The organism is Bradyrhizobium sp. JR3.5 (genome assembly GCF_054057015.1).
Map to the genome: position 1 here is coordinate 2,159,110 of NZ_JBSRYV010000001.1, position 26,766 is coordinate 2,185,875.

Annotated in this window: 28 protein-coding genes and 2 pseudogenes; 13 read left to right on the plus strand and 17 right to left on the minus strand. The window is 64.2% G+C overall.

Annotated elements, in window-relative coordinates:
- Nucleotides 1-31: 31 nt before the first annotated feature.
- Nucleotides 32-223 (minus strand): hypothetical protein, encoded by a 192-nt coding sequence (locus tag ACVWW1_RS10845; RefSeq protein WP_456655759.1) that lies wholly within the window; start codon nucleotides 221-223, stop codon nucleotides 32-34.
- Nucleotides 220-1,029, minus strand: a complete 810-nt coding sequence (locus ACVWW1_RS10850) for a transglutaminase-like domain-containing protein (protein ID WP_456655760.1) — start codon at nucleotides 1,027-1,029, stop codon at nucleotides 220-222. Before ACVWW1_RS10850 ends, ACVWW1_RS10845 begins: the two co-directional genes overlap by 4 nt.
- Nucleotides 1,030-1,289: 260 nt before the next feature.
- Between ACVWW1_RS10850 and ACVWW1_RS10855 the strand changes: the two genes are divergently transcribed.
- Complete coding sequence (locus ACVWW1_RS10855; protein WP_092114072.1) at nucleotides 1,290-1,469, plus strand: hypothetical protein; 180 nt, start codon at nucleotides 1,290-1,292, stop codon at nucleotides 1,467-1,469.
- A 406-nt stretch (nucleotides 1,470-1,875) separates the two neighbouring features.
- Here ACVWW1_RS10855 and gyrA read toward each other — a convergent pair.
- The 3 genes and pseudogenes from gyrA to ACVWW1_RS10870 all read right to left on the minus strand — a co-directional run bounded on the left by gyrA (nucleotide 1,876) and on the right by ACVWW1_RS10870 (nucleotide 5,971).
- Nucleotides 1,876-4,606: pseudogene (gyrA, locus tag ACVWW1_RS10860) on the minus strand (DNA gyrase subunit A).
- Between the two features lie 214 nt (nucleotides 4,607-4,820).
- Nucleotides 4,821-5,219 (minus strand): DUF2306 domain-containing protein, encoded by a 399-nt coding sequence (locus ACVWW1_RS10865; RefSeq protein ID WP_456655761.1) that lies wholly within the window; start codon nucleotides 5,217-5,219, stop codon nucleotides 4,821-4,823.
- A 257-nt stretch (nucleotides 5,220-5,476) separates the two neighbouring features.
- On the minus strand, nucleotides 5,477-5,971 hold the full coding sequence (locus ACVWW1_RS10870) for a single-stranded DNA-binding protein (protein WP_456655762.1): 495 nt from the start codon (nucleotides 5,969-5,971) through the stop codon (nucleotides 5,477-5,479).
- 446 nt (nucleotides 5,972-6,417) lie between these two features.
- Here ACVWW1_RS10870 and ACVWW1_RS10875 point away from each other — a divergent pair, with 446 nt between their 5' ends.
- From ACVWW1_RS10875 to ACVWW1_RS10895, 5 genes and pseudogenes are all read left to right on the plus strand, one after another.
- A complete protein-coding gene (locus ACVWW1_RS10875; RefSeq protein ID WP_456655763.1) occupies nucleotides 6,418-7,164 on the plus strand; it encodes an outer membrane protein in 747 nt (248 codons plus the stop codon).
- A 93-nt stretch (nucleotides 7,165-7,257) separates the two neighbouring features.
- Nucleotides 7,258-7,479 (plus strand): annotated as a pseudogene (locus tag ACVWW1_RS10880) (outer membrane protein); the annotation flags it as partial.
- 224 nt (nucleotides 7,480-7,703) lie between these two features.
- The gene (locus tag ACVWW1_RS10885) at nucleotides 7,704-8,363 is read left to right on the plus strand and encodes an outer membrane protein (protein ID WP_456656651.1); all 660 of its coding nucleotides are present in this window, start codon (nucleotides 7,704-7,706) and stop codon (nucleotides 8,361-8,363) included.
- Nucleotides 8,364-8,722: 359 nt separating this feature from the next.
- Nucleotides 8,723-11,698, plus strand: coding sequence for an excinuclease ABC subunit UvrA (gene uvrA / locus ACVWW1_RS10890; protein ID WP_456655764.1), 2,976 nt, complete (start codon nucleotides 8,723-8,725; stop codon nucleotides 11,696-11,698).
- 53 nt (nucleotides 11,699-11,751) lie between these two features.
- Nucleotides 11,752-11,970, plus strand: a complete 219-nt coding sequence (locus ACVWW1_RS10895) for a hypothetical protein (protein ID WP_456655765.1) — start codon at nucleotides 11,752-11,754, stop codon at nucleotides 11,968-11,970.
- A gap of 151 nt (nucleotides 11,971-12,121) precedes the next feature.
- Here the strand turns inward: ACVWW1_RS10895 and ACVWW1_RS10900 are convergent, their stop codons facing one another.
- Nucleotides 12,122-12,490 (minus strand): VOC family protein, encoded by a 369-nt coding sequence (locus ACVWW1_RS10900; protein ID WP_456656652.1) that lies wholly within the window; start codon nucleotides 12,488-12,490, stop codon nucleotides 12,122-12,124.
- Between the two features lie 181 nt (nucleotides 12,491-12,671).
- Nucleotides 12,672-13,004 carry a PRC-barrel domain-containing protein gene (locus ACVWW1_RS10905; RefSeq protein WP_456655766.1) on the minus strand — a complete coding sequence of 111 codons (333 nt, stop codon included), beginning with the start codon at nucleotides 13,002-13,004 and terminating at the stop codon, nucleotides 12,672-12,674.
- Between the two features lie 274 nt (nucleotides 13,005-13,278).
- Between ACVWW1_RS10905 and ACVWW1_RS10910 the strand changes: the two genes are divergently transcribed.
- Complete coding sequence (locus tag ACVWW1_RS10910) at nucleotides 13,279-13,842, plus strand: hemerythrin domain-containing protein (RefSeq protein WP_456655767.1); 564 nt, start codon at nucleotides 13,279-13,281, stop codon at nucleotides 13,840-13,842.
- 75 nt (nucleotides 13,843-13,917) lie between these two features.
- Nucleotides 13,918-14,322: a c-type cytochrome gene (locus ACVWW1_RS10915; protein WP_456655768.1), complete on the plus strand. Its 405-nt coding sequence runs from the start codon at nucleotides 13,918-13,920 to the stop codon at nucleotides 14,320-14,322.
- A 67-nt stretch (nucleotides 14,323-14,389) separates the two neighbouring features.
- On the opposite strand, the gene ACVWW1_RS10920 is transcribed toward ACVWW1_RS10915, so the two are convergent.
- From ACVWW1_RS10920 to ACVWW1_RS10930, 3 genes are all read right to left on the minus strand, one after another.
- Nucleotides 14,390-15,328 (minus strand): YVTN family beta-propeller repeat protein, encoded by a 939-nt coding sequence (locus tag ACVWW1_RS10920; RefSeq protein ID WP_456655769.1) that lies wholly within the window; start codon nucleotides 15,326-15,328, stop codon nucleotides 14,390-14,392.
- Nucleotides 15,329-15,330: 2 nt separating this feature from the next.
- Nucleotides 15,331-15,870 (minus strand): SRPBCC family protein, encoded by a 540-nt coding sequence (locus tag ACVWW1_RS10925; protein WP_456655770.1) that lies wholly within the window; start codon nucleotides 15,868-15,870, stop codon nucleotides 15,331-15,333.
- Between the two features lie 156 nt (nucleotides 15,871-16,026).
- Nucleotides 16,027-16,794: an AAA family ATPase gene (locus ACVWW1_RS10930; protein WP_456655771.1), complete on the minus strand. Its 768-nt coding sequence runs from the start codon at nucleotides 16,792-16,794 to the stop codon at nucleotides 16,027-16,029.
- Between the two features lie 177 nt (nucleotides 16,795-16,971).
- Here ACVWW1_RS10930 and ACVWW1_RS10935 point away from each other — a divergent pair, with 177 nt between their 5' ends.
- Together ACVWW1_RS10935 and ACVWW1_RS10940 are read left to right on the plus strand one after the other, a co-directional pair.
- Nucleotides 16,972-17,379 (plus strand): PaaI family thioesterase, encoded by a 408-nt coding sequence (locus tag ACVWW1_RS10935; protein WP_207839703.1) that lies wholly within the window; start codon nucleotides 16,972-16,974, stop codon nucleotides 17,377-17,379.
- A gap of 22 nt (nucleotides 17,380-17,401) precedes the next feature.
- Nucleotides 17,402-17,707 (plus strand): hypothetical protein, encoded by a 306-nt coding sequence (locus ACVWW1_RS10940; protein ID WP_456655772.1) that lies wholly within the window; start codon nucleotides 17,402-17,404, stop codon nucleotides 17,705-17,707.
- Nucleotides 17,708-17,820: 113 nt separating this feature from the next.
- On the opposite strand, the gene ACVWW1_RS10945 is transcribed toward ACVWW1_RS10940, so the two are convergent.
- The 4 genes from ACVWW1_RS10945 to ACVWW1_RS10960 all read right to left on the minus strand — a co-directional run bounded on the left by ACVWW1_RS10945 (nucleotide 17,821) and on the right by ACVWW1_RS10960 (nucleotide 22,095).
- The gene (locus ACVWW1_RS10945) at nucleotides 17,821-18,696 is read right to left on the minus strand and encodes a PCC domain-containing protein (RefSeq protein ID WP_456655773.1); all 876 of its coding nucleotides are present in this window, start codon (nucleotides 18,694-18,696) and stop codon (nucleotides 17,821-17,823) included.
- A gap of 4 nt (nucleotides 18,697-18,700) precedes the next feature.
- Nucleotides 18,701-20,341 (minus strand): acyl-CoA synthetase, encoded by a 1,641-nt coding sequence (locus ACVWW1_RS10950; RefSeq protein WP_456655774.1) that lies wholly within the window; start codon nucleotides 20,339-20,341, stop codon nucleotides 18,701-18,703.
- Between the two features lie 225 nt (nucleotides 20,342-20,566).
- Complete coding sequence (locus ACVWW1_RS10955) at nucleotides 20,567-20,968, minus strand: SPW repeat protein (RefSeq protein WP_456655775.1); 402 nt, start codon at nucleotides 20,966-20,968, stop codon at nucleotides 20,567-20,569.
- Nucleotides 20,969-21,150: 182 nt separating this feature from the next.
- Nucleotides 21,151-22,095, minus strand: coding sequence for a tetratricopeptide repeat protein (locus tag ACVWW1_RS10960; protein WP_456655776.1), 945 nt, complete (start codon nucleotides 22,093-22,095; stop codon nucleotides 21,151-21,153).
- A 101-nt stretch (nucleotides 22,096-22,196) separates the two neighbouring features.
- Between ACVWW1_RS10960 and ACVWW1_RS10965 the strand changes: the two genes are divergently transcribed.
- On the plus strand, nucleotides 22,197-22,469 hold the full coding sequence (locus ACVWW1_RS10965; RefSeq protein ID WP_456655777.1) for a GNAT family N-acetyltransferase: 273 nt from the start codon (nucleotides 22,197-22,199) through the stop codon (nucleotides 22,467-22,469).
- A gap of 11 nt (nucleotides 22,470-22,480) precedes the next feature.
- Here ACVWW1_RS10965 and ACVWW1_RS10970 read toward each other — a convergent pair whose 3' ends face one another.
- Together ACVWW1_RS10970 and ACVWW1_RS10975 are read right to left on the minus strand one after the other, a co-directional pair.
- Entirely contained in the window at nucleotides 22,481-23,296 is an 816-nt protein-coding gene (locus ACVWW1_RS10970) for a fumarylacetoacetate hydrolase family protein (RefSeq protein WP_456655778.1), read from the minus strand.
- Between the two features lie 102 nt (nucleotides 23,297-23,398).
- The gene (locus ACVWW1_RS10975; protein ID WP_456655779.1) at nucleotides 23,399-23,812 is read right to left on the minus strand and encodes a DUF3597 domain-containing protein; all 414 of its coding nucleotides are present in this window, start codon (nucleotides 23,810-23,812) and stop codon (nucleotides 23,399-23,401) included.
- Nucleotides 23,813-24,100: 288 nt separating this feature from the next.
- Between ACVWW1_RS10975 and ACVWW1_RS10980 the strand changes: the two genes are divergently transcribed.
- Both ACVWW1_RS10980 and ACVWW1_RS10985 read left to right on the plus strand, forming a co-directional pair.
- Nucleotides 24,101-25,012: a DUF2189 domain-containing protein gene (locus ACVWW1_RS10980; protein WP_207839694.1), complete on the plus strand. Its 912-nt coding sequence runs from the start codon at nucleotides 24,101-24,103 to the stop codon at nucleotides 25,010-25,012.
- 279 nt (nucleotides 25,013-25,291) lie between these two features.
- Nucleotides 25,292-26,062 (plus strand): lytic murein transglycosylase, encoded by a 771-nt coding sequence (locus ACVWW1_RS10985; RefSeq protein WP_456656653.1) that lies wholly within the window; start codon nucleotides 25,292-25,294, stop codon nucleotides 26,060-26,062.
- A gap of 131 nt (nucleotides 26,063-26,193) precedes the next feature.
- On the opposite strand, the gene ACVWW1_RS10990 is transcribed toward ACVWW1_RS10985, so the two are convergent.
- A complete protein-coding gene (locus ACVWW1_RS10990; RefSeq protein WP_456655780.1) occupies nucleotides 26,194-26,553 on the minus strand; it encodes a hypothetical protein in 360 nt (119 codons plus the stop codon).
- Nucleotides 26,554-26,766 lie beyond the last annotated feature (213 nt).

Here is a 26,766-nt window from a genome sequence, read left to right on the forward strand (position 1 = left end):
AATCGGACGCGGCATCCAAGGCCTGGACGGTCTATTTGCCGATCGCGAGACGACGAACGCCGGATGCGGTCAGACCGAGTTCACCGAGCCGTCTGACTGCGTAGCCGAAACCGACAAGCCGCTCGCCGTGCAACTGGGGAATCTCCCGTTGCGCTTCGCCCTTGCCGACCTCGACCAGGGAGGCGAACTCGTCCGAACTGAGGGCTTGGGGATCATCCGTCATGACGCGGCCTCGTCGGTCCAGACCTTGAACGAAACCAGCGTGTTTGGCCCAAACGTCTGGGTGATCGGAACGTCGGAGGCATCCCGTCCCTGTGCGATCAGAACCCGGCCGATCCTCGGCACGTTGTTGCGCGGATCGAACATTTGCCAGCGGCCTCCGATATAGGCCTCGAACCAGCCGGCGAAATCACCAGCCGCCCAAGGCAGCGGGGTGCCGATGTCGCTGAGATAGCCGGTGCAATAGCGCGCCGGAATGTTCATGCAGCGGCAGAAGGCAATCGCCAGATGTGCGTAGTCGCGGCACACGCCCTTGCCTTCGTCGAAGACCTCCCACGCCGTCTTGGTGGCGCGGGCGTGCTCGTAGCCGAAAGCGATGTGGCGATGGACGAAGTCGCAAATGGCCTGGACCCGCGGCCAGCCCGGCGGCGTGCCCTCGAACAGCTTCCACGCGATTTCCGAAAGCCGGTCGGTCTCGCAATAGCGGCTGCCAAGCAGATAGACCAGCGTGTCCGCCGGCAAGTCCTCGACCGCGTGCTGGCCGGCCGAAGCAAACACCGGATCAGGCTCACCGCTGTCGCGCACGACGCCATCGGCCGCCAGACGCATCGGACCGGCCGGCGCAACGATACGGCTGCACCAATTGCCGAACCCGTCGCGATACGGCGTGATCGGCACCGCGGGGTTGGTGGTCAGGTGGTCCGGGACGATGATATCGGACGCGCGCGTGAAATGCGTGCCCAGCACCATGATCATGGGTGTCGGCTGGGGGAACTCGTAGTGCATTTCGAATCCGACGCGAAGCTTCATTCGAAATACGTTCCTGATTGTCCTACCGACATGGCGACGATGCGGTCGAATACAAGGTACGATCTGCCTGATCGGACAAATACCCGCATCGCGCGAGAAAGTGCTGGCTATTCGCTGCAATCGCGCGCAGGAACGACGACGCTTGCCGGCTGGCGCGGCTTGCCAGCGCGAGGCGAACCCGACGAATGTTCCAGTCGGGTGGTTGAAAGCCTCCTCCGTGCGTTCGAGACAGATTCGAACGCACTCACCGAAAGACCTTCATGCAAAATCTCTCGCCTCGTCACGTCAAGACCGAAGAGTCCGTGCGCCTCGGCGTGACTTCCGGTTGGTATTCCACAAAAGTCAGCGGAACATTCGTGACCGGCCCGCACGACACCGAAGCCGATTGCCTGCGCAAGATCGCCGAGATCAATCCTCCCCCGCCCAGGAAGAAGAAGTAACTCCTGCGCGACCAGATTGGACGCGCTCGCAAGCGGGCCAACCAAGACGCATATCGGCAAGATGGCCAAACAAACCCGCGTTCGCCTCCTGGAGGTTATAGTGAGTGCGCAGAAAAAGCCCACTCGCTGGAAATGGCATGTTTCCGAAGGCGGCTTGGAGCTCGTGCACGGCTACGCGACGTCACGCGAAACAGCGCAACGGGACGGCGATAGCGTTCTGTTCACGATGCTATCTGCCCCCCAGGCGCCCTGAACGGGTCCCCTTCTAACATAGACGCAAGGTCTCGAAGCCCGCCGAAACGACCCTCGGGCGCAGCCCTGCGCGTGCCCGAGCAATCCGGCACCAGTCAACCTGGCGTGGCCCCAACCACGAGCCGCATGCAACGAACCACGTTCGGGAACGGCTCTACTCGCCGTTCCCGTTCGCGCCGTTCTCTTCCTCCGGAATGTGCTCGACCGAGACGACATGCTCGTCCTCGGCGGTATCGAACACGATCACGCCCTGGGTCGAGCGGCCGGCGACGCGGATGTCGGCCACCGGGCAACGGATCAGCTGCCCCTTGTCGGTGACCAGCATGATCTGGTCGGCGTCCTCGACCGGGAACGACGCCACCAGGTTGCCGTTGCGGTTGTTGACGCTCATCGCGACGATGCCTTTGCCGCCGCGGCCGGTGGTGCGGTACTCGTAGGACGAGGTCCGCTTGCCGAAGCCGTTCACGGAGACCGTAAGCACCACCTGCTCGGCCGCCGACAGCTCGGCGTAGCGCTCCTGCGACAGCTGGATCGCGTTCGTCGTCGTCTCCTCGCCCTCGGCATCCGCCGGCTCTTCGCTTGCGGCCTCGCCCGCCACCGCACGGCGCATCTTCAGGTAGGCTGAGCGTTCGTCCGAGGTGGTCTCGACATGGCGCAGGATCGCGAGCGAGATCAGCTTGTCGGCCTCGGCCAGCGCGATACCGCGCACACCCATCGAGGTACGGCCGGTGAAGACGCGCACGTCGGTGACCGGGAAGCGGATGCATTGCCCGCCGGCGGCGGTCAGCAGCACGTCGTCGCGCTCGGTGCATATTTGCACGTCGACGATCGCCTCACCTTCTCCGAGCTTCATGGCGATGATGCCGGAACGGCGGACGTCGACGAAATCGGACAGCTTGTTGCGGCGAACGGTGCCGCTGGTGGTCGCGAACATCACGTCGAGATTGCCCCAGGAGGATTCATCCTCCGGCAGCGGCATGATCGTGGTGATGCGCTCGCCCTGCTCCAGCGGCAGGATGTTGATCAGCGCCTTGCCGCGCGCGTTTGGAGCTGCCATCGGCAGCCGCCAGACCTTCTCCTTGTAGACCTGGCCGCGCGACGAGAAGAACAGCACCGGTGTGTGGGTCGAGGCCACGAACAGGCGCGAGACGAAATCCTCGTCGCGGGTCTGCATGCCGGCGCGGCCCTTGCCGCCGCGGCGCTGCGCCCGGTAGGTCGACAGCGGCACGCGCTTGACGTAGCCCGCATGCGATACGGTGACGACCATGTCCTCGCGCTGGATCAGGTCCTCGTCCTCGACCTCGCCTTCCTGCTCGATGATCACGGTCTTGCGCGGGGTGGCGAACTGCTGCTTCACCTCGGCGAGCTCGGTCTTGACGATGCCCTGCACGCGGGCACGCGAGCGCAGGATGTCGAGATAATCGGCGATCTCGGCCCGCGAGCTTGTCGAGCTCCTCGGATATTTCGTCCCGCCCCAGTGCGGTCAGGCGCTGCAGCCGGAGATCGAGGATGGCCCTGGCCTGCTCCATCGACAGCCGGAGCGTGCCGTCATCGTTGATGCGATGCCGGGGATCGTCGATCAGCGTGATCATCGCCTCGACGTCGCGCGCCGGCCAGTCGCGCGACATTAGAGCCTCGCGCGCGGTGTTCGGATCAGGCGAGGTTCGGATGACACGGATCATCTCATCGATGTTGGCGACCGCGATCGCAAGACCAACCAAAATGTGGGCGCGATCACGGGCTTTGCCGAGCAGGAACTTGGTCCGCCGGGTCACCACCTGCTCGCGGAACGCGACGAAGATGGTGAGCAGGTCCTTCAGATTCATCGTCTGCGGACGGCCGGAATCCAGCGCCAGGATGTTGGCCGGGAAATTCGTCTGCAGCGGCGTGAACCGGTAGAGCTGGTTCAGCACCACGTCGGGCACCGCTTCGCGCTTCAGCTCGATGACGACGCGATAGCCGTCACGGTCGGACTCGTCGCGCAGGTCGCCGATGCCCTCGATCTTCTTCTCTTTCACGAGATCGGCGATGCGCTCGACCATCGTCGCCTTGTTCACCTGATAGGGAATCTCGGTGATGATGATCGCTTCGCGATCTTTCCTGATCGTGTCGATCGCAACCTTGCCGCGCATCACGATCGAGCCGCGGCCGAGATGGTAGGCGCTGCGAATGCCCTGGCGGCCCAGGATGACGCCGCCGGTCGGGAAGTCCGGTCCGGGAATGATGTCGATCAACTCGTCGATCGTGAGCGCCGGATTATCGATCAGCGCCACGCAGGCGTCGACGACCTCGCCGAGATTGTGCGGCGGGATGTTGGTCGCCATGCCGACGGCGATGCCGCCGGCGCCATTGACCAGCAGGTTCGGGAACCGGGCCGGCAGAACCGACGGCTCCTTCTCCGAGTTGTCGTAGTTCGGCTGGAAATCGACGGTGTCCATGTCGATGTCGGCCAGAACGGCAAGCGCCGCCTTCGTCAGCCGTGCCTCGGTATATCGATAGGCCGCCGGCGGATCGCCGTCCACCGAGCCGAAATTGCCCTGGCCGTCGATCAGCGGCACCCGCAGCGAGAAGTCTTGCGCCATGCGGACCATCGCGTCGTAAATCGACTGGTCGCCATGCGGATGATATTTACCGATCACGTCGCCGACGACGCGGGCGGACTTGACGTATTTCTTGTCCGGCGTGTGTCCCTGCTCATGCATCGAATAGAGGATGCGCCGGTGCACCGGCTTGAGCCCGTCGCGCGCGTCGGGCAACGCACGCGACACGATCACGCTCATCGCGTAATCGAGGTAGGACTTCTTCATCTCGTCGAGAATGGAAACGGGACGAATATCTGAGGGCACCGGCGGCTCGCCGGGCTTGTCGTCTTCGGGTTCGGACAAAGGGGAAATCCGGTCAGTTCTGCTGGGGAATCATATAGACCATCGGAGGCCTGATAACCACCCTTGCGCGGCTCCGGCAAGCCGTTTTTCCCTTCGTTTTTTCATGCACTTACGGGTTTGTTTGCGGCTTCGGTCGCAGCCCGGCCCGGGAAGCGAATTGTGAGCGGCGAATTGCGAATGGAACGCGGGTTCCCCCTTCGCGATTTCGCTTCCCTCAGTGCCCGAACACCACTGCGTGCATGATCCGCCCGGGCATGAAGGTGAACAGGCCGGCAATCACCAGCGCGCCGAAGAAAATGCCGATCATCGTGAACTTGTGGCGGCGGACGTTGTGGCTCCGCGCGGCCGTCACGCCGAGCACCAGCATGACCAGCGAGAAGATCGACAGCAGGTGGATCGGGCTCCACGGGCCCACCAGCTGGATCTGATGGATCCAGAACGAGCTCCCGGCGACGACCAGCATCAGGATCACCCAGATCCAGCCCAGCGTCCGGTGCGGCAGCGTGCCCTTCGGTGCGGCGAGCTGGATGGAGCCGAGCACGAAGGCCGCCATCGCGGCAAAGGCGTGGAGCGGGATCGCAGGCGCAGCGTCGAACAATGGCGCGAGGCTCATGATGACAGCCCTCGAGTGAAGCCCACGGCCAGACGTCGCTCGCCGCAGGCCAATGTAAATATCATTCACATTGGCCTGTGTCAAAGTCTGAGGAACCCGCGCTGGCCGTCTTCGGTTGGACAAGGTCGCGCAGGCGTTTAGAGAGTTATCCTCATAGTCCACACGAGGAAACTGCCACGACAAATCTCGACGCCGCTCCGGGTTAATGATCGTCACGGAACGGCGTCTGACCGAATCTCGGAAAGCCTGACCTCCGGTCAGAACGGGATGTCGTCGTCCATGTCGCTGTTGCGGCTGCCGCCGCCGGCGGCGACCGCCCGGCGCGGCGCCGAGCTGACCGGACCGGACGAACCGAAATCGCTGCCGCCGCTATCATCGGCGAAGCTGCCGCCTCCACCGCCCCGCCCGTCGAGCATGGTGAGGTTGGAGTTGAAACCCTGCAGCACGACCTCGGTCGAGTACTTCTCGACGCCGCTCTGGTCGGTCCATTTGCGGGTCTGCAACTGACCCTCGATGTACACCTTGGCGCCCTTCTTCAGGTACTGCTCGGCGACCTTGCAGAGGCCCTCGTTGAAGATCACGACGCGGTGCCACTCGGTCTTTTCCTTGCGCTCGCCGGTGCCCTTGTCGCGCCAGGTTTCCGAGGTGGCGATGGAAAGATTGGCGATCGGACGACCGTCCTGCGTCCGCCGGATCTCCGGATCCTTACCGAGGTTTCCAACCAGGATCACCTTGTTCACGCTTCCTGCCATCGCATCATCTCCACTCAAACCGGGCGCCGGACATCGGTCGCCACTCTCAACCTTCGCCACTTACTTTGCAGGCGTCGTGGATGACCCTATACGACGGCGCCGGTTCGCTGCCTTTGCCGTCGCGCGGCTTATCCACGGATATTGACATATAGCACCGCCGCGGAGAATGTTCCAGTTTTGTTCGCTACAACCAGCCGTAGAAGCGGCCGATGGCGATGGCGTGGCCGCGGATTTCGACCGCTGCCATCAACGGGCTCCGAAGCTCTACAAAAATGCTAGTTAAATCAGTGTCTTGCATTGTCGACACTTCTATCGCGAGTGTTGCATTTGGGAGACGGCGTTTCCGGTTGAATCAAAGTATAGGTACCAGCTATCAGACGGGCGCTCGCGTCTGAGATCGCGCTTCGGGACCTTTGGAAGCCGATCGGGAAGCTGGGGGTTTGATAATGAAGAAGTTTTTGCTCGCTACGGTTGCCCTGATTGCGTTCGCTGCGCCGGCCGCGGCTGCCGATCTCGCTGCGCGCCCCTACACCAAGGCGCCCCCGCCGATGATTGCCGCCGTCTATGACTGGAGCGGCTTCTACATCGGCGCCAACGGCGGCTGGGGCTCGAGCCACAATTGCTGGGACCAGGTCCCGGGCGGCGTGCTGCTCGGCTCGGATGGTTGCCATGATGCGACCGGCGGCGTTGCCGGTGGCCAGATCGGCTATCGCTGGCAGGCAGGCGCTTGGGTGTTTGGCCTCGAAGCGCAGGGCGACTGGGCTGACCTGAAGGGCAGCAACAACAGCGCGATCTTCCCGGGTCTCTTCACCAACCAGAGCAAGATCGACGCGTTCGGCCTGTTCACCGGCCAGATCGGCTACGCCGTCAACAACGTGCTGCTCTACGCCAAGGGCGGTGCGGCGCTGACCGACAACCGCTTCAGCACCTACTTCACGCCGACCGGCGTCCTCGCCGGCAGCACCAGCGACACCCGCTGGGGCGGCACCATCGGCGCCGGCATCGAAGTCGGCTTCGCGCCGAACTGGACCGCCGGTGTCGAATACGACCACCTGTTCATGCAGGACAAGACCTACAACCTCACCACCCCGACCGGCGCGCTGTTCAGCAGCATCCGCGATCGCCAGGACGTCGACCTCGTCACCGTCCGCGTGAACTACAAGTGGGGCGGCCCGGTGGTTCCGCGCTACTGATCGCGCGATCCGATTTGATCCAGGCAAAAGGCCGGCCTCGCGCCGGCCTTTTTGTTTGCGTGGTCGGCTCACTTATATGGTCGGCGCGCTCCGCGCTGGGGTTGGACCGCCGGCGACGGTGTCGAATACATGTTCGCCGCCAACTGGTCGGCCAAGCTCGAGTACAACTACATCGATCTCGGCAAGGTCGCGCCGATCCAGTACACGCCCGCGATCAACGATCGCTCGGAATGGAAGGACACGTTCCACACCGTCAAGCTCGGCATCAACTACCACTTCAACGCGCCGAGCCCGGTCGTATCAGCGAAGTACTGAGCAACCGGCGGTCGCTTCGCATCGGAGACAAGAGCCGGCCTTGTGTCGGCTTTTTTTGCGGGCAAGCGCGCGCTTCGCCGAGCCATTTTCCGTGCATTGTGGTTTCACGGGTACACAACTTCCAAGATTTCTATGTAGAAACACCTGATCGTCACACGACACTGCTGTGACGTTCCCTTCAATATTTGAAGGGACAACAAGAAAATGGGACTGGGACTTTGAAAATCAGGAATGTTTTGCTGGCATCGGCCGGCATGTTTGCCCTCAGCGCAATTGCACCGGCAATGGCCGCCGATATGGCCGCCCGCGCGCCTTACGTGAAGGCGCCGCCGCCGGCCGCGATCTACAACTGGACCGGCTTCTACATCGGCGGATTCGGTGGCTATGCCAGCGAGGAATCCGGCAACCCGAAGATGGAAGGCGGCTTCGCCGGCGGCACCATCGGCTACAACTGGCAGGCCGGTAACATCGTGTACGGCCTCGAGGCCGACGGCGCCTGGGCTGACGTCGACGCTTCGGTGAGCACGCTCGGCGTCACCGTGAAGAGCAAGGTCGACGCGCTCGGCACCGCGCGCGGCCGCATCGGCTTCGCCGTCGACAAGGTGCTGTTCTACGGCACCGGCGGCTACGCCTGGGTCGACAACAAGATCAGCGTCAGCGCGCCCGGCGTGACCGCTTCGCAGAGCAACTTCCACTCCGGCTGGACGGTCGGCGCCGGCATCGAGGCGTTCATCGCGCCGCAGTGGTCGGTCAAGGGCGAGTACCTGTATCGCAGCCTCGGCAGCGAGACCTACTTCGGCGTTCCCTCCCCCGACCTCAACCTGCACAGCGTCCAGTTCGGCGTGAACTATCACTTCGGCGGCCCGATCGTCGCCAAGTACTAAGCCAAGTCCTGAGATCGATCTGCGATCAGATCGCACGGAAAGGCCGGCCTCGCGCCGGCCTTTTTGCGTAAGAGCGTTTTCGACCGAAGTGGATCCCCGTTCGCGTAAGGAAAACGCGTCAAAACAGAAATCCAGAGCCCCGTTCCGATTCCATCGGAACGGGAAAGGCCTGCCGGAACCGGGCCCTGCTGACGGCTGCTGCCATCAGGCAAACTATCCGTTGATGGATGCGACTCAGCACTGGAAATTGTCGGCCGTTCTTCCTACGTTCCAGTCTTCTCACCCATCGGCGCAAGGTCCCGGCAGCACCGGCGATGCGCGCCCAAAAGGCGCCCGATCATGCGCCCGGAAATGTCGCTATGGATGAAGTGCTCAAGGCGAAGCGCCAAAACAACGCCGGCTCCTCATCGCGCGCCATCACGATCCGCGGCGCGCGCGAACACAATCTGAAGAACATCGACGTCGAGATTCCGCGCGACAAGCTCGTGGTGTTCACCGGCCTGTCGGGCTCAGGCAAGTCGTCGCTCGCATTCGACACCATCTATGCCGAGGGCCAGCGCCGCTACGTCGAGTCGCTGTCGGCCTACGCGCGCCAGTTCCTCGAGATGATGCAGAAGCCGGATGTCGACCAGATCGACGGCCTGTCGCCGGCGATCTCGATCGAGCAGAAGACCACGTCGAAGAATCCGCGCTCCACCGTCGGCACCGTCACCGAGATCTACGACTACATGCGCCTGTTGTGGGCGCGCGTCGGCGTGCCCTATTCGCCGGCCACGGGGCTACCGATCGAGAGCCAGATCGTCTCGCAGATGGTCGACCGCGTGCTGGCGCTGCCGGAAGGCACCCGCCTCTATCTGCTGGCGCCGGTCGTGCGCGGCCGCAAGGGCGAGTACAAGAAGGAGCTCGCCGAGTACCTCAAGAAGGGCTTTCAGCGCGTCAAGATCGACGGCACCTTCCATGAGCTGTCGGAGGCGCCGGCGCTCGACAAGAAATTCCCGCACGACATCGACGTCGTGGTCGACCGCATCGTGGTGCGTCCCGACCTCTCCCAGCGCCTCGCCGAAAGCTTTGAGACCGCCCTGAAGCTCGCCGAGGGCCTCGCCGTGATCGAATACGCCGACGCGCCTGCGGCGGCACCGGCCGAGGACAAAAAGAAGACCGCGAAGATCCACGACAAGAGCGGGCCCGAGCGCATCCTGTTCTCGGAAAAGTTCGCCTGCCCGGTCTCCGGCTTCACCATCCCCGAGATCGAGCCGCGCCTGTTCTCGTTCAACAACCCCTATGGCGCGTGTCCGGCCTGCGGCGGCCTCGGCGTCGAGCAGCACATCGACGAAGACCTGGTCATCCCCGACAAGGAGCTGACCTTGCGCAAGGGCGCGATCGCGCCGTGGGCGAAGTCGTCCTCGCCCTATTACATCCAGACCCTGACCGCGCTCGGCAAGCACTACAAGTTCACGCTCGACACCAAGTGGAAGGACCTGACCAAGAAGGTGCAGGCCGCGCTGCTGCACGGCTCAGGCGACGACGAGATCAAGTTCTCCTATGAGGACGGCGTCCGCTCCTACGACACCAAGAAGCCGTTCGAGGGCGTCGTCACCAACATCAACCGCCGCTACCGCGAGACCGAGAGCGAATGGGCGCGCGAGGAGCTCGGCAAGTATTTCTCCGACGTGCCCTGCGCCGGCTGCAACGGCTATCGGCTGAAGCCCGAGGCGCTGTGCGTCAAGATCGGCGGCAAGCACATCGGCGAGATCTCCGAGCTCTCGGTCAGGCGCGCCGGCGAATGGTTCGAGACCGTGCCGGAAGCGCTGAATGCGCAGCAGAACGAGATCGCGACGCGCATCCTCAAGGAGATCCGCGAGCGCCTGACCTTCCTGCTCGACGTCGGCCTCAACTACCTGACGCTGTCGCGTTCGTCAGGCACGCTGTCCGGCGGCGAGAGCCAGCGCATCCGCCTGGCCTCGCAGATCGGCTCGGGACTGACCGGCGTGCTCTACGTGCTGGACGAGCCGTCGATCGGCCTGCACCAGCGCGACAACGCCCGCCTGCTCGACACGCTGAAGCGGCTCCGCGACCTCGGCAATACCGTGGTCGTGGTCGAGCATGACGAGGACGCCATCCGGCTTGCCGACTATGTGCTCGATATCGGTCCCGGCGCCGGCATGCATGGCGGCCACATCGTCGCCGAAGGCACGCCCGACCAGATCATGCGCAACCCGAAATCGCTGACCGGCAAGTACCTCACCGGCGAGCTTTCGGTCCCCGTGCCCGACCGACGGCCGCCGAACCACCGGCGCACCATCAAGGTCATCAACGCCCGCGGCAACAATCTGAAGAACGTCTCGGCCGAGATCCCGCTCGGCCTGTTCACCTGCGTCACCGGCGTCTCCGGCGGCGGCAAGTCGACCCTGCTGATCGACACGCTCTACAAATCGATCGCGCGCAAGCTGAACAATGCCAGCGAAGGCGCCGCCCCGCACGACCGCATCGAGGGCCTCGAGCACATCGACAAGATCATCGACATCGACCAGTCGCCGATCGGCCGCACCCCGCGCTCCAATCCGGCGACCTATACCGGCGCCTTCACGCCGATCCGCGAATGGTTCGCCGGCCTGCCCGAGGCGAAAGCGCGCGGCTACGAGCCCGGGCGCTTCTCCTTCAACGTCAAGGGCGGCCGCTGCGAGGCCTGCCAGGGCGACGGGGTCATCAAGATCGAGATGCACTTCCTGCCTGACGTCTACGTCACCTGCGACACCTGCAAGGGCAAGCGCTACAACCGCGAGACGCTGGAGGTGCTGTTCAAGGGCAAGAGCATCGCCGACGTGCTCGACATGACGGTCGAGGAAGCCGCCGAGTTCTTCAAGGCGGTGCCGCGGGTGCGCGAGACGTTCCAGACCCTGCATCGTGTCGGCCTCGACTACATCCATGTCGGCCAGCAGGCCACCACGCTGTCCGGCGGCGAAGCCCAGCGCGTCAAGCTGGCGAAGGAACTGTCCAAGCGCGCCACCGGCCGCACGCTCTACATCCTGGACGAGCCGACCACCGGCCTGCACTTCCACGACGTCGCGAAACTGCTCGAGGTGCTGCGCGAGTTGGTCGCCCAGGGCAACACGGTGGTGGTGATCGAGCACAATCTCGAAGTCATCAAGACCGCCGACTGGGTGATCGACCTCGGCCCCGAAGGCGGCGACGGCGGCGGCGAGATCGTCGCCTGGGGCCCGCCCGAGGACATCGTCAAAGCGCCGAGGAGCTACACCGGCAAGTTTCTGGCGCCGGTGCTGAAGAAGGCGAACAGCAAGCCGAGAAAGAGCTCAGCGAGCGAGGCGGCGGAGTAGCAGGAGTGCCTCTGTACACATATGTCGCGAGCTACAGAGGGTCGACGTGTGCCGTGCAGGGCAGCTACAGCAACTACAAGGGCTTTGCACCACAGGCGCTTGCGCAGATTCCGGATGGTGCGCTTCCAGGGCTAACCCCAGCCATACGAAAAGACCTGGCCAAAGCTTGGGGCGAATGGGAGCAGGTGCCGGAATTATCGCGGGTGTGGCGGATCAGCTTTAAGGTGGGCGATTACGAGATGATCGTGTACGCGGTCGAAACTAAATCCTAGCCCAGCTCACCTCCTATCTTCCGCCCCAACGAGAATTGTTAGCAAGTAGCCCGGATGAGTTCGTAGGGTGGATTAGCGAAGCGTAATCCACCGATCCCTTTGCGAAATTGCGGCGGGTTACGCCTAAGGCTAACCCGCCCTACGCGCTATCTCAATTCCCACGGTAGGTGGCGATCTGCCAGACATTTGCCCAGGAATCCTGGACCGTCGCTCGTCTGTCGCCATAAGGCGTATCCGCAGGCGTCTCGATCGATTCAGCGCCTGCCGCAATCGCCCGCCGATAGGTCTCGTCCACGTTCTCAACGTAGACATAGAGAAAGGCCGGCATGGCCTCGCGGACGCCTCCACCGTCGCTGATCAGGATAATCGAGTCTCCGATCCGCATTTCCGTTGGCGCTCCGGAACGGACGTCGCCATCCGCGCCGAAAACGTCTCTCAGGAATCCGGTCAAGCCGCTGAGGTCGCTCGTGACAATACGCGGTATGACGGAAGGCCAGCCGACGGGCTTGAATGGGGGCATGGGTCTGCCTTGACTAAACAACGACGATGCATCGTCGATCTAAGATACCGGGAAGCAAGTTGCCCGCATGAGCGAAGCGATATGCGGGACCGTCGGTAGTCGTCGACGACCGTCCCGCATATCGCTTCGCTCATGCGGACTACGGAGCTCCAATCTGTGCGCGACCGGTCACGCCTGCGCCTTACACCGCCCAATAATTCGGGTGCGTGTATGCGTGTGAGCGGTCGCCCCAGTCGAACTCGTCGCCGTCGAATTCGGACGGGCCGGTGCGCAGATCGTCCAGCGTCACCTCGGCCTCGAAGGCCTGGCGCTCGGGATCGAATTTCAAGGCCGTCCACCTGACCGGATAGTGGTGGTGGCTGCTGAGCACGCCACCGGTCTTGATCACGGCGTAGGCCACCGTTCCGCTCACCTTGTCGAGCATCAGCCGCTCGATCGAACCGAGCTTCGTGCCGTCGCGCCCGAACACGCAGACATGCTCGACGCGGTCGCTGGGTACCAAGGTATGATGCATGGCATCCTCCCTATTTTCCCTGGTTCAACTGACATTATAGCACCAGAGCACGCCGGATGTGCAGAGATCGCATCCATCGCGGCGCGCCAAACCCGCCTGCTCACCGCCGCGACTTCACCCACCGCAGCCAAGCCGTTAGCGGCCGCCCGATGCCTTCGCGGCGATTCCCGACCTTGAGCCGTCAAGCAAATTCGGCGACGCCTTGATCCAGCGCAAAGTCCGGGACGGTCTTTTCGTCTACTGATTCCTCCAACCTTCTGCGTGGATCACTGCCATGGTCATCGACATTCTGTCCCGGGAGCACCGCAATATCGAGCGGCTACTTACCGTTCTTGAACACGAGCTGGACATCTTCGATCACGCCGGCCGGCCGGACTACGAGGTGATCGGCAGCGTCATCGCCTATTTCGAGGTCTACACAGAACTCTATCATCACCGCCAGGAAGATCTGATTTTCGCCAAGCTCCAGGTCCGCGATCCGGTCGCTGCCGCGAAAATCGGCGATCTTGCGCGCGAGCATCAAAAGGGCTCCGATCGCCTGCGCCGCGTCGCGCATGCCGTCGCCAATGTGCGCGCCGGGGCCGAAATTCCGCGCGAGAATGTCGACGCCATCATCCGCGATTTCCTGGCGCACGAGCGGCGGCACATCATGATGGAAGACCGCGATTTCTTCCCGACCGCGGTCAAGGCATTGACGGCTCAGGACTGGGCCGAAATCGCGTCCGCCCTGTCCCCGCACAAAGACCCGTTGTTCAGCGATGTGACCGAAGCGCGGTTCGACGTCCTGCGCGACCATATCATGGAGCTGGAGAAGGAGGCGGAAGCCGAGCGGCACTAGCCACCTTGCCGCCGGCTGCCGGCGCATCGACCCACATCTCACCGATTACAATCCAATCCATTTCCGGAGACTCTCATGATGGGAATGAAATTCGGCGCCGCCTGGTCTGTCGGCAGCGTCGCGCTCGCCGCCGCCTTGCTCGCGACATCTCCGGCGCCGGTCCGGGCGATGGACGGTGACCCGATCGCGGGCCAGGCCATCTTCCAGCGCACTTGTGTGAACTGCCATTCGCTCGATGTCGGCGTGAACAAGGTCGGCCCGAGCCTGTGGCACGTCGTTGGCCGCCAGCCGGCGTCGGTCCAGGGCTTCGACTATTCGGACGCCATGCGCGGCAACAAGATGCCCTGGGACGTGGCGGCGCTGGATACCTACCTCGCCGATCCCCGCGGCGACGTTCACGGTGCGAAAATGTTCTTCAAGGGGCTGCCCGACGCCCATGATCGCGCCGACGTCATTGCCTATCTGAAGACAGCGCGCTGAAACTCGCAGCGCGTGTGCGATGAAGGAGCCCGCATGTCGCTTCGCTCAGGCGGGCTACCGGCCGCAGCTACTCCGTCCGCCTGAGAAACGCCCCGAACGCCCTTGGGCCGTCGCCGACCTTCACCTCGCCGATCACCTTCATCTCGGCGGCATTGATCACACTCAGCGTGTTGCTCTCCCAGTTCGCAACCACGATGCGCTTGCCGTCGGCCGTCGCCTCGATGCCCTCGGGATAGTCGCCGACCGTGATCCGCTTCACCGGCTGCAAGGTCGCGAGGTCGAACACGCTGACCTTGCCGTCATACTGGTCGGTGACGAAACCGCGGCCCTGCGCCAGCGCCACGGCATAGGGGCGCAGGCCGACATGGACGCGGCCGATCTCGCGCGCGGTCGCGATGTCGATCACGGAGACGTCGTTGGAGCCGACATTGGCAGTGTAGGCGCGCTTGCCTTGGGCATCGATGATGACGCCGAACGGACGGGTCCCGACCTTCACGATCCCTCTCCGCTCGTGCGCGGAAATGTCTGTGATCGACACGCTGTCGTCGTCGCGATCGGCCGAGAGCAGCAGCCGCCCGTCCGGCGTCACGGCAAGCCCGGACGGCGAAGCGCCGACCGCAAGACTGGCGACGACCCGCCGCTCCCCGGCATCGATCACCCGCACCGCGGCGGCGAACCAGTCGGCGACATAGACGGTCGCGCCGTCGGGTGCCACCGCGATGCCGAGCGGCCCGCCGCCGACCTCGATCCGGCCGACCACCTTGCGCGCCGACGCATCGACCACCGTGACCGCCTTGGCATCGGGGCTCGTCACATAGGCGAAGCGGCCGTCATGGCTGACGGCGACGCCCGCGGGCTTGCCGCCGATCGGGATGGTCGCAACCGGCTTCGAGGTCGAAAGATCGACGATTGTGAGATCGTCGCTGAGCTGGTTGGTGACGAACGCCTCCTCGGCGCGCGCGCCGCTGAAGCCGGCGAGCAGCGCCAGCAGCGCGATTGCGCGCATGCTCAGCTTCCGCTCTCGATCTTCTTCTTCAGCGCCGCCAGCCCGCCTCTGTAGAGCTCGCTCACCGCCTTCACCGCGGCCTCGTCGTTCAGCTCCGGCGGCGGATCGTTGTTCGGAAAGCCGCGATAGAAAGCGCCGGCCCATTCCAGCTTCGCTTTGCCGCCCGGCGCCGGCGAGACCGACAGCGTCGAGGAGTAATTGGTGACCGGCAGCACCTTCACGTCGACAGCCGTGATCCGGTACGAATAGCTCATCATCTCGGGCTCGTATTTGTAGAGCTCCTCGTCAATGGTAATGCCGGGCGCCAGGGTCAGCCGCCGCGTGGCGCCGATCTCGTTGCCCTTCTCGCCCTCGGTCTTGGCGACACCGGCAAGCCAGCTCATGTCCTGGAAATTGCCGATCACGGCCCACACCTTGGCCTGCGGCGCATCGATCTCGATGGATTCCCGCACCTTCTGGCGGGTCGGCCCATGGGCCCAAGCGGCCCCCAACACAGCCAATACCGCCACCACCACGCCGGCCTTCGCGATCGTCAGCCTCATCCTTGGTCTCTCCCGATGTCTGTCGGCCACGCGCCGCCCGGCGCATGCCGCAGTTTATGATTGGGGTTTTAGACCAGGTCGGCGACCTGCTTCTTGCACCAGAGCGAAGTCGCAGCCGCCGGCTTCCCCGGGAGGCAAGCCTGCCGGGCATCAGCGTCAGTCCTCGATCGCCGCCTCGACGAACCCCTTCGGGTCGTCGCAGAACTCGCGCATCAACCGGTAGTGGTCGGTCTCGCGCAGGCTGACCGGCTCGAGCCCGTATTTGCTCAGCCGCAGCAGCGTCGCGTCGGGATAGGCCATCAGGACCGGCGCATGCGTGGCCATGATCACCTGGCAGTGGCCGGTGCCGTTCATCCGGTGCAGCAGCTTGAGGAATTCGATCTGCCGTGACGGCGACAGCGCGGATTCCGGCTCATCGAAGATAAAGATGCCCTGCCGCTGGCAGCGCTCCTCGAAGAAGCGCAGGAAACCCTCTCCGTGGGAATGCGACAGGAAGTCCGGCGGCAGCTTGCCTGCGTCCTGCGCTGCCTCGTCCAGATACCTTGCCACCGAGAAGAAGCTCTCGGCGCGGAAGAACCAGCCGTTGGTGATCTTGGGCAGCCAGCTCGCGCGCAGCGCTGACGCCAGCGAGCCGCCCATTTTCTCCAGCGCACGACCATGGTCGACCGGCCGATAGCCGTTGCCGCCGCCGGCATCGTCATAGCCGGCCATCACGGCGATGCCCTCGAGCAGCGTCGACTTGCCGGTGCCGTTCTCGCCGACGATGATGGTGATCGCCCGATCGAAGCTGAGTTCGAATTCGTCGCGCAACAGCGGCAGCACGAACGGATATGCGTTGCGATCGGGAATGCGCTCGGGGTTGAGCCAGACCCGCCTCAGATACGGCGCCGGCATGTTGATCGGGCGGTGTCGTCCTCTGGCCATTCGTCCTGCTTCCGGCACTCCGCGGCGGCGCCAACCACGATCCCAGATAGAGGTGAACCCGTCAAGAACACAACGGGAACGTTCGGATCGGTCTGGCGCGCACGTCTGCGCACAATGCTAGGTTCAACGTCCCGCGCATACGACGCGGGATCAGCAAGCCTTGTTGGGATTCCCGAAATGACAACCTCGCCTCCAGAAGGGTTCAAGCTCCTGCCGAGCCGCCCAGGGTTCATCGACCATAATGGCCCCTACTACTGGCGCGAGACCGGCGACGCCGCGCCTGAATGGGGGTTTCAGAGCGACGACCGGCACGGCAATCCCTACGGCTACATTCATGGCGGGGCGATCCTCGGCTTTCTCGATACCGCCCTTGGCAGTGCCGTGTTCATGGCAACGAAACGCAAATGCGCGACCGTTTCGCTGGACACCCGCTTCGTTGGCGGCGCCGCGCCTGGTCCATGGATCATCGGCCGCACGACCGTGAAAAAGGTGACGCGGACCTTCGCCTTCGTCGATGCTGAGGCCTTCGCCGGCGACAGGCTGCTGGTGACGGCCGCAGCGGTCTTCCGCGTCTTCGATGAATGAGCGGATGCCAAGCCGCAGCTACATGCTTTTCCGCAAAGCGATCCTCACCGAGCAGCAGGTGATCTGCAGCTATGACGATCGGCCGCGCGAGCTCTGCCCGCATATCATCGGCCACAGCAAGAGCGGTGAAGAGGTCGTGCTGGCGTGGCAGTTCGCCGGCGAAAGTTCGGGCAAGCTGCCGCAATGGCGCTGCCTGCGGCTTGCCCAGGTCAGCGCGATCAGCTTGCGCAAGGGTCGCTGGCACGAAGGCGGCTCGCACCGCACCGAGCAGACCTGTGTCAGTGCGATCGACCTCGACGTCAACATCCATGTCCGCAAGCGGCGGTGAGCGGCCCTTACCTGTCGCGAGGATGCAGATGTGTGTCTCACAGGCGGCGTCACACACTCGCCGTCGTCCCGGCGAAGGCCGGGACGACGCGCGGGATGGAGTACGCCCCGCCCCTACGGCCGCTCCGCCTCCTCCAGAACTTCCAGCACCAGCTCCATCGTCATCAGCACGGGATTGTCGCCGCGCACCAGGCGTCCCTCGGCGATGCCGCCGAGATAGTCGACCAGCGCGACGTCGAGACTGGCGCGCACCCGACGATTGGCGTCGGGTGCGATCTGGCCCGCGGTCACCGCGAGCTCGGTCGCGAACGGCACCACGCTGTGGCCATCGCTGAAGACCGCGCCGATGGTCGAGCCGACGCCGCCATGCAGCCGCGCGCGCAGGATGCCGTGCTGGCGACAGAAGCCTTCCAGCGCACAGGCGAAATCCTGGTTCGGGCGCAGCCGCAACGCGAAGGCATGGCTCGTGGTCTTCGCCCCGCGCGGCGCGCTGGCGACCGGACCGAACAGCTTGAAATTGGTCTCGCTGTCGGGCTCGGCCACAAACGTCGCGCCGTCGATGCCGAACGCGCTGACCTCGAACGGCTCGGCGACGATGGTCTCATCCGGCAGCATGTGTCCGCCATTGAAGCGGCCGTCGGCCTCGGTCCACAACCCGTGGCAATGGAAGAACGGTGTGCCGCCGCGTTCGCCGAAGGTCAGCGCCGCGAGCTTGAGCCGTGTCACGCCGTCGGGACGGAACGTGTCGCTGTAGAACGCAGCGTTGACTCCGTCCTTCGACAGCGCCGGCATCACATAGGCGAACGGCCCGAGCGCGCCACCGGTCGCGCTCAGCACGCCGCCGGAAAATCCCTCCGCCGCAAAGCCGCGGCGCACGGCTTCGAGCAAGGGAATGCCGGCCTGCAGCACGAAGGAAAAGGCGCGGCCGCGTGCGGCGACCCATTGGATGCGCTCGGCGACCGCAGCGCCGGGCTGGGCGATGCTGCGCATCGCCTCACGCTCCCGTCGATTTGGCAATCACCTCGAGCAGCCCGCGCGCCTCGAGCTCGTCGCGGATCAGCCGCTTCGGCACCTTGCCGTAGCCGGACTTTGGCAGTGCCTCCCAGAAGAAGAAGCGTTTTGGCATCTTGTAGCGCGGCACCTTCGGCGCGAGGTACGCCGCAAGCTCCGCCTCCGCGACCGCCTCGGTGCCCTCGCGCGCGACGCAGACGGCGACACCGACCTCGCCCCAAAACGGATCGGGTACACCGAGCACGGCGACCTCGCCGACCGCGGGATGGGTCAAGAGCTTCTCCTCGATCTCGCGCGGATAGATGTTGGAGCCGCCCGAGATGTACATGTCGGAGGCGCGGCCGGTGATGTAGACGAAGCCCTCCTCGTCCATGTGGCCGAGGTCGCCGGTGCGAAACCAGCCGTCGCGGAACGCCTTCGCATTGGCCTCGGGATTGTCGTAGTAGCCGGCGAACACGCCGGGGCCGATCACGCAAATCTCGCCGGTCTCGTGCGCCTTCAGCTCGCTTCCGTCGTCGCCCTGGATCGAGACCTGCATCCCGGTGCGTTCGAAGCCGCAGGTTCCGATCCGGGCATGCGGTCCGTCCTCGGGATCGTGCAGGCCGGGCGGCAGCACGGTGATGTTGCCGGTGACCTCGCCGAGGCCGAAATATTGCACCAGCACACCGCCGAGCTTGTGCAGCGCCGCCTTCTGGTCCTCGCGATACATCGGCGCGCCGGCATAGATGATGTAGCGCAGCGAGGAGTGGTCGTGCTGATCGGCGGCGGGATGCTCGACCATCATCTTCAGGATGGTCGGCACCGTGAACATGTTGCTGACGCGGTATTTGGCGATCAGGCGGAACGCCTCGGCGATGTCGAATTTCTCCGACGGCAGCAGGATCGTCGGCACGCCGCGCGCAGCCTGCACCAGCTGATGCACACCGGCGCCATGCGACAGCGGCGCCACCACCAGCGAGGCGTCCTGTTCGGTGGTGCCGGGCATCAGGTCGGCGAGATGGTTGGTGATGACGAAGGCCATCTGGCCGTGGGTCAAGACCGCGGCCTTGGAGCGGCCGGTGGTGCCGGAGGTGAAGAAGAACCAGCAGGGATCGTCGTACTCGACCGGCACATTCTCGACCGCAGCGCCGGCATGCTTGGCGATGACGTCGCCAACGGTGGCCTCGCCGAACGTGCCCTCCTCGCCGATCCGCCAGACGAATTCGAGCGCGGGATTGGCGGCCGCCTTGGCATGCTCGGGGAAGTCGGCCTGGCACAGAAACGCCTTGGCGCCGGAGGCCGCCGCCAGATAGGCGACCTCGTCGGGCATCAGGCGGAAATTGGTCGGCACCCAGACCGCGCCGAGCCGGAACGCCGCGAACATCGACCAGAACATCTCGTCGCAGTTCTTGGAATGCACCAGGATGCGGTCGCCCTTGCTGATGCCGCGCGCGGCAAGCGCCGCCGCCAGCGCCGAGACGTTCTGGTCGATACGGCGCCAGGACCAGGCCTTCTCGTTCCAGATGAAGCCGGGACGATCGCCATGGCGGCGGGCGTTCTGGGTCAGGATGTAGGCGAGGTTCATCACCCGGCGCGACACCCGCGCGATCCCGCCGCGCGGCGCAGCCGCCTCGGTCCCGCTCATTGCCGCCCCGCCGATACGCGCAACAGAGAGGACATGGTCAGGACGGTCATCGGCTGTTTCCTCGGTCAGAACCGGGCGTCTTCAAGCGCCGCAAGGGATTGGTGCCACCCGGTTTATCGCCAAGCAGCGCGCCTCGGCAAGGCCCGCCGGGCGCGGCGCGATGATACCGCGCCGGCGGTCGCCAACCCGACAATGCCTGGCCTGACAGTACCTGGCCGGAGGCCGCTATTGCGGATGCTTGGCCAGGTCCTGCTCGGTCAGGTTCCAGTCCTGCCAGAGCTGCAGTGCGCCGATCAGGGCGACCAGCCCGCCGAGCAGGATGTGCCAGAGCTGCAGCGCCTGATCATCCGAATAGCCGAAGATGTTGGGCGACGCGATCAACCAGAGGCCGAGCACGATGCTCGCCACCTCCTCCCAGCGGTGCAGCGCGACATATTCGAGCTGAGCGAGGCCCAGCACCAGCATGCCGACCACGAAGCTGTTGAGCACCAGGTGGCTGCGCTCGACATCGACGACGTCGCTGACCTGGATCGGAAACCAGGGCGAGACCATGATCAGCACGCCGAGCAGCATGCCGAGCCAGTCCTCCCAGGGGCGGTGTGTGCCGAAGAAACGATTGTCCGACATGACGAACCTCCTTGCGACAAGGGGCATACGTCAGCGGCCGGCCTCACCACTCGGCACCAGACGACCATTGGGCCGCATCCGGGGGCGTATGTCTGGGAACAAGCCTAATCGAATTGCATCGGCCCGCAAGGCCCGATCGGCGTATGTGCGATGCGGCAGGATCGACGGCTGCGGGCGGCGTGTCAGCGCGCTCCGCCGAGCCGGGCCAGCGCTTCCCTGGCGGACTTCAGATCGGGCTGCAGCTCGAGCGCCTTGCGGAAATCGGCCGCCGCGCCTTTCCGGTCGCCGAGCCGCAGCTTGGCCTGGCCGCGGTTGTTCCAGGAATAGACGTCGGCGGGATCGTATTGCAGCGCCTTGTCGTAATCGGCGAGCCCGCCCTTGTTGTCGCCCTGGAAGAGCCGGATCATGCCGCGGTTGCGCCAGCCGCGCGCATCGGTCGGCGCAATCTTCGCCGCCTCGCCGTAGTCCGCGGCAGCACGATCGAGCTGCTCGGCATCGCGATAGACATTGCCGCGATTGATATAGGCGAGCGCGTTGGGCTCGAGCTTGATCTCGGTGGTGTAGTCGGCGATCGCATGCGCCGCATCGCGCTTGCGGTAATAGACAAAGCCGCGATTGCCATAGGCGGTGGCGAGCTGCGGATTGTATTTGATGGCGAGGCTGAGATCGGCCAGCGCGCGGTCGAGATCGCCCTTGTTGAGCCACGCATCGCCGCGATTGTTGTAGGCCAGCGCGAAGGCCGGATCGATGCGGATCGCCTCGTCGTAATCGGCGATCGCATCGTCGAGATCGCGCTTCAAGGCGTAAACCCGGCCGCGGTTGGTGTAGGCACAGGCATAGGCGGGATCGAGCTTGATGGCCTCGTTGAGGTCGGCAAGCGCGGCGTCGAGCTCGCGTTTTTCGGTCAGTCCGTGGCCGCGGTTGCAATAGGCACCGGCCAGCCGCCTCCCGGTCTGGGTCTTGCCGTCGATCACGGCCGTGCAGGCGGTGACGCGATCGCCTGGGTCCGTCGTGGCGCCGATGCAAGTCTGCCAGCTAGGATCATCGGCTGCCGCCGCTTTCGGAGGATTTGGCAGCGTCAACGTGGCGCCGAGCAATGCGGCGGTCAGGCAGGCCAAAATGCGCATCTCGTCAATCCACAAATGTCAATTTGCGGGTTGGTCGCGGCTTTGCACCGGCGGGTTCAACGGGCTTAGATCAAGGCCAGTGAATCAACCGGGATTTTGCGATGGCTGCCGTCAGCGACAACAAGGCCGAGAGGCGCTTCGAGCTCGATACCGAGGGCGGCACAGCCTTTGCCAATTACCGGCAGACGCCCTCGGCTGTGATCATCACCCATACCGAGACACCGCGCGCCCTGCGCGGCCGCGGCATCGCGTCGGAGCTGATCAAGGGCGCGCTGGAGCTGATCCGCGCCGAAGGCAACAAGGTCATCGGCGGCTGCAGCTTCGTGGTGGACTACCTCGACAAGCATCCGGAATACGCGGATCTTGCGGGTTAGCACCGCGTTCGTCAGACGATCTTGATCGACATGTCGGGCAGGCCCTCGAGCTTGCAGAGCAGCACGTCGCCCTTGACGACCGGGCCGACATTCTCCGGCGTTCCGGAATAGATGATGTCGCCGGCCTTCAGCTCGAAGGCCTCGGAGAGCTTTGCGATCTGCTCGGCGACGCTCCAGATCATGTTCTTCAGATCCGAGCTCTGTCGCACCGTGCCGTTGACCGCGAGCGAGATCGCGCCCCGCGTGAAATGGCCGGTCTTATCAGCCGGGTGGATCGGCCCGAGCACCGCCGCATGGTCAAAGCTCTTGCCGATCTCCCACGGCTTCTTCTCCGCGGCCATGCCGTTCTGCAAATCGCGCCGCGTCATGTCGAGGCCGAGCGCGTAGCCATAGACGTGATCGAGCGCCTTGTCGGCGGGGATGTTGGTGCCGCCGGACTTCAGCGCGGCGACCAGCTCGACCTCGTGGTGATAGTTCTTGGTCAGCGACGGATAGGGATGATCGGCGACCGTGCCGATCGCGACATTCTGGATCGCATCCGTCGGCTTCTGGAAGAAGAACGGCGGCTCGCGCGTCGGATCGGAGCCGCGCTCGATCGCATGCGCGGCGTAGTTGCGGCCGATGCAGTAGATGCGGCGGACCTGGAACACCTCGGTGGCGCCGACGATCGGGATCGTCACGGCCGGGACCGCGAACATCGCCTTCGGCGCGGCCTCGGCGTGGGCAGGCACAGATTGCGCGGCGGCGCCGGCCAGTGCGAGGGCGCCGGTCGCAAGCATCGTCCGGCGATCGAGATCAGTCGTCGGAGTTTTCGTGGGAGTTTTCATGGGCGTTCTCCTTCTTGTCAGCCGATCTATAGATGCTCGCCGGTCCATAAAAAAGGGCCCGCGCTGGCGCGGGCCCTGGCCGTGTGCGGGATGACGATCCCGTCAGTGCTTGATATCCGGGGGCAGCTTGCCGCCGTTGGCCGCAAGCTTCGTCATCACCTGCTTGTGCAGCCAGATGTTCATGCTGGCAGAATCGTTGGTGTCGCCGGTGTAACCGAGCTCCTTGGCGAGCTCCTTGCGCGCCGACAGGCTGGAGTCGATGTCGAGCGCCTTCATCAGATCGACGATCGAGGTCCGCCACTCAAGCTTCTCGCCCTTCGCGGCAACCGCCTTGTCGAGGATGGGGGCGACGTCAACGGACTGCGCGGGCGCCGCACCGGCGGGTACCGCGGCAGGAGACGGCGAGGCGCTACCGGATCCACCGGCGGGAGCTGCGCTTGTGGCCGTTCCGCCGGCGGACGCGGCGCTGGCGCTGCTGCCGAAGATCGCGCCCATGATTTTTCCGAAAATGCTCATCGTTCGCTCCCAAGAGAGTTGAGATGTGAAGGCCACGCGGCAATGCACCGGCTGACCGAGGTCGCAGTTCAAGTGTATCGCTCCCTCAATACCTTGCCAATGCGACATTCACTTAAGCGTGAGTGCTTTTGGCGCGGTTTGGGAGTACCCTCATTCAACAGTTCGCGACACGGCCAGTTCTCTGCTCTGTCTTTCGCGTCTGGCTTGCTCGTGATCGCTTCGAGAGGCGGTACGTTTGTGCCCGCGCGGCGGGCGCAGAATGCGCCCGTCCAGAGGGAGACAACGACCATGGCCAGTCCATACCAAGGCAATGTCACATCGATGACGCAGAGCGGACAAGGCCCCGCATCTGCGCCGGTTATCCGCACCATCGGCCTGTCCGATTTGCATCAAGCGCTGCGTCTCGGCTGGGAAGACTTCAAGGCAGTACCAAGCCACGCCATTATCCTGTGCCTGATCTATCCCGTGCTCGGCATCGTGCTTGCTCGCACCGTGCACGGCTATTCCGTGCTGCCTCTGCTGTTTCCGCTGGCCGCGGGCTTTGCCCTGCTCGGCCCGTTCGCCGCGATCGGCCTCTACGAGATGAGCCGCCGCCGCGAGGACGGCGGTGAGGCATCCGCATGGGACGCCATGCAGGTATTCCGCTCGCCGTCATTCGGCGCGATGCTCGGGGTCGGAACGTTGCTGTTCGCACTGTTCGTGACCTGGATCGCCACCGCGCAGGCGATCTACACTGCGGTGTTCGGCTATCAGGTCGCGGCCAACATTCCCGATTTTGCCGAGCGCGTGCTGACCACCCCGCAAGGCTGGTGGCTGATCGTGGTCGGTTGCAGCGTCGGCTTCCTGTTCGCGCTCGTCGCGCTGTGCATCAGCGTGGTCGCCTTCCCCATGATGCTCGACCGCCAGGCAACCGCCGGCGAAGCCATGGTGACGTCGATGCGCGCCGTCGCACAGAACCCGGTGCCGATGGCGGCCTGGGGCCTGATCGTCGCGGTGCTGCTGGTGCTCGGCACGATCCCGTTCTTCCTCGGGCTCGCCGTCGTGATCCCCCTGCTCGGTCACGCCACCTGGCATCTCTATCGCGAGGTCATCGTCAAGGATCCGAACGCACGGCCGGTGATCCCCGAGCCGCGCGAGCGCAAGCCCGCCGCCGACTTCCCGGCCAACCTGTTCCCGTGGCGACGCAGCGATCGCGGCTAAGCGCCAGTCACCCCGAACGCGTAAACGCCAAAGCAACCGCCGGCCGATTACATTCGGCCGGCGGTTTGTCGTTCCGGATCGTCAAATGGGTGTGAAGTTGGCGTGGCATTTGCAGCACCTGCCTGAGATAAACGGCTCGATCACGAGCCATGTTTTGGCCGCTGTTGCCGCGAACATACCCGCCGGGTTTCGCGACCAATCGATGACATCGCAGACTCCGGAGTGAAATTGCCAATGACCTCGCGCTTTTCCTTTCACACGCTCGCCGTCGGGGCGTGGATGTTGACCTCGACCGTGTCTGCGCTCGCCGCCCAATGCGGCACGGGCACGTTCGAGTCCTGGCTCGACGATTTCAAGAAAGAGGCTGTGACGAAGGGCATTTCGCAGAACGCGATCCAGGCCGGGTTGAATGGCGTCACGCAGGACAAGGCCATCCTGGCGCGCGACCATTCGCAGCAGGTGTTCAGCCAGACCTTCGAGCAGTTCTCGGGTCGCATGGTGCCGCCGCGGCTCAATCGCGGCTCCGACATGATGAAGCGCTACGGCTCGGTGCTGTCGCGAATCGAGGAGGCCTACGGCGTGCCCGGTGAAATCCTGGTCGCGATCTGGGGGCTGGAGACCGATTTCGGTGTCAACACAGGCAAGTTTCCGACCCTACGCTCGCTGGCGACGCTGGCCTTTGATTGCCGCCGCTCCGACATGTTCAAGGCCGAGTTGATGGATGCGTTGCGCATCGTCGAGCGTGGTGATCTCGCACCGCAGGAGATGCGCGGCGCCTGGGCCGGCGAGCTCGGCCAGACCCAGTTCATGCCGTCGTCCTACATCAAATTCGCGGTCGATTTCGACGGCAACGGTAAACGCGACCTCCTGCACAACGTACCTGACGTGCTGGCCTCGACGGCGAACTTCCTGAAGAGCTACGGCTGGAAGAAAGGCAAAGGCTGGGAGCCCGGCAGCGAGAATTTCGCGGTCATCCAGCAGTGGAACAAGAGCGAGGTGTACGCCAAGACGATCGGCTACTTCGCCACCCAGCTCGCGAAGGCTCCGTAGCGCGGTGGAGTTGCGTAGCGGCGAGAAGCCCGCACGTCGGCTCTGCTTCGATCACCGCTGCTCCTGCTCCAGATGAATCAAAAAGGGCCGATCGCCCCAGGCGATCGGCCCTTATCGCCATGATCAAAAGCTTACTTCGCCATGCTCTCTTCGGCAGCCTTGCTGAGATGCGCGCCGCATGCGCCCCACTTGTTGTTCAGCATCGCGTCCTGCGCGAGCGAGACTTCCTTCTCCGCCGTGAATTTGACCTCATTGTCGGCCATAGCTTCGACGGCCGCTTCAGTCTTGCCGAAATTGGCACCGCTGCAGCCGACGCCCATATGATGACGATGAGCCGCCTGCGCGGGAGCAGCGACAGCGTAAGCAACGGCAGCCATGCCGGCTGCGGCGATGAATGTTTTAATCATGGGATGATCCATCTCTTGTTCTTGGACAGATCCCTGCGTGATTGCGGAATCTGCAGCGCAATTATTCGCTGTTCCCGACACCATTCAGAATGAACTTCGCGCGATACGAATGTGATCGGCGCTGCACGCGGATCGCGCATGCGTTGCATAGTGTTTCGATTACATGTCGGAAAGGAAGCGGCGCCGCATTAGCTCTGCTGCCAACGTTCACTTCAATCGAAATGCACTTCCGATAATCCTCAGCACGACGGAGATCCCTACAGCCCAGAGGACCGAATTACCTCTCACGTCAATGCG

Bases quoted from the DNA above. Each gene is read 5' to 3' on its own strand.
- ACVWW1_RS10845 (WP_456655759.1), bottom strand. From the start codon at position 223: ATGACGGATGATCCCCAAGCCCTCAGTTCGGACGAGTTCGCCTCCCTG.
- ACVWW1_RS10850 (WP_456655760.1), bottom strand. From the start codon at position 1,029: ATGAAGCTTCGCGTCGGATTCGAAATGCACTACGAGTTCCCCCAGCCG.
- ACVWW1_RS10855 (WP_092114072.1), top strand. From the start codon at position 1,290: ATGCAAAATCTCTCGCCTCGTCACGTCAAGACCGAAGAGTCCGTGCGC.
- ACVWW1_RS10865 (WP_456655761.1), bottom strand. From the start codon at position 5,219: ATGAGCCTCGCGCCATTGTTCGACGCTGCGCCTGCGATCCCGCTCCAC.
- ACVWW1_RS10870 (WP_456655762.1), bottom strand. From the start codon at position 5,971: ATGGCAGGAAGCGTGAACAAGGTGATCCTGGTTGGAAACCTCGGTAAG.
- ACVWW1_RS10875 (WP_456655763.1), top strand. From the start codon at position 6,418: ATGAAGAAGTTTTTGCTCGCTACGGTTGCCCTGATTGCGTTCGCTGCG.
- uvrA (WP_456655764.1), top strand. From the start codon at position 8,723: ATGGATGAAGTGCTCAAGGCGAAGCGCCAAAACAACGCCGGCTCCTCA.
- ACVWW1_RS10900 (WP_456656652.1), bottom strand. From the start codon at position 12,490: ATGCCCCCATTCAAGCCCGTCGGCTGGCCTTCCGTCATACCGCGTATT.
- ACVWW1_RS10905 (WP_456655766.1), bottom strand. From the start codon at position 13,004: ATGCATCATACCTTGGTACCCAGCGACCGCGTCGAGCATGTCTGCGTG.
- ACVWW1_RS10910 (WP_456655767.1), top strand. From the start codon at position 13,279: ATGGTCATCGACATTCTGTCCCGGGAGCACCGCAATATCGAGCGGCTA.
- ACVWW1_RS10915 (WP_456655768.1), top strand. From the start codon at position 13,918: ATGATGGGAATGAAATTCGGCGCCGCCTGGTCTGTCGGCAGCGTCGCG.
- ACVWW1_RS10920 (WP_456655769.1), bottom strand. From the start codon at position 15,328: ATGCGCGCAATCGCGCTGCTGGCGCTGCTCGCCGGCTTCAGCGGCGCG.
- ACVWW1_RS10925 (WP_456655770.1), bottom strand. From the start codon at position 15,870: ATGAGGCTGACGATCGCGAAGGCCGGCGTGGTGGTGGCGGTATTGGCT.
- ACVWW1_RS10930 (WP_456655771.1), bottom strand. From the start codon at position 16,794: ATGGCCAGAGGACGACACCGCCCGATCAACATGCCGGCGCCGTATCTG.
- ACVWW1_RS10935 (WP_207839703.1), top strand. From the start codon at position 16,972: ATGACAACCTCGCCTCCAGAAGGGTTCAAGCTCCTGCCGAGCCGCCCA.
- ACVWW1_RS10940 (WP_456655772.1), top strand. From the start codon at position 17,402: ATGCTTTTCCGCAAAGCGATCCTCACCGAGCAGCAGGTGATCTGCAGC.
- ACVWW1_RS10945 (WP_456655773.1), bottom strand. From the start codon at position 18,696: ATGCGCAGCATCGCCCAGCCCGGCGCTGCGGTCGCCGAGCGCATCCAA.
- ACVWW1_RS10950 (WP_456655774.1), bottom strand. From the start codon at position 20,341: ATGAGCGGGACCGAGGCGGCTGCGCCGCGCGGCGGGATCGCGCGGGTG.
- ACVWW1_RS10955 (WP_456655775.1), bottom strand. From the start codon at position 20,968: ATGTCGGACAATCGTTTCTTCGGCACACACCGCCCCTGGGAGGACTGG.
- ACVWW1_RS10960 (WP_456655776.1), bottom strand. From the start codon at position 22,095: ATGCGCATTTTGGCCTGCCTGACCGCCGCATTGCTCGGCGCCACGTTG.
- ACVWW1_RS10965 (WP_456655777.1), top strand. From the start codon at position 22,197: ATGGCTGCCGTCAGCGACAACAAGGCCGAGAGGCGCTTCGAGCTCGAT.
- ACVWW1_RS10970 (WP_456655778.1), bottom strand. From the start codon at position 23,296: ATGAAAACTCCCACGAAAACTCCGACGACTGATCTCGATCGCCGGACG.
- ACVWW1_RS10975 (WP_456655779.1), bottom strand. From the start codon at position 23,812: ATGAGCATTTTCGGAAAAATCATGGGCGCGATCTTCGGCAGCAGCGCC.
- ACVWW1_RS10980 (WP_207839694.1), top strand. From the start codon at position 24,101: ATGGCCAGTCCATACCAAGGCAATGTCACATCGATGACGCAGAGCGGA.
- ACVWW1_RS10985 (WP_456656653.1), top strand. From the start codon at position 25,292: ATGTTGACCTCGACCGTGTCTGCGCTCGCCGCCCAATGCGGCACGGGC.
- ACVWW1_RS10990 (WP_456655780.1), bottom strand. From the start codon at position 26,553: ATGGTGTCGGGAACAGCGAATAATTGCGCTGCAGATTCCGCAATCACG.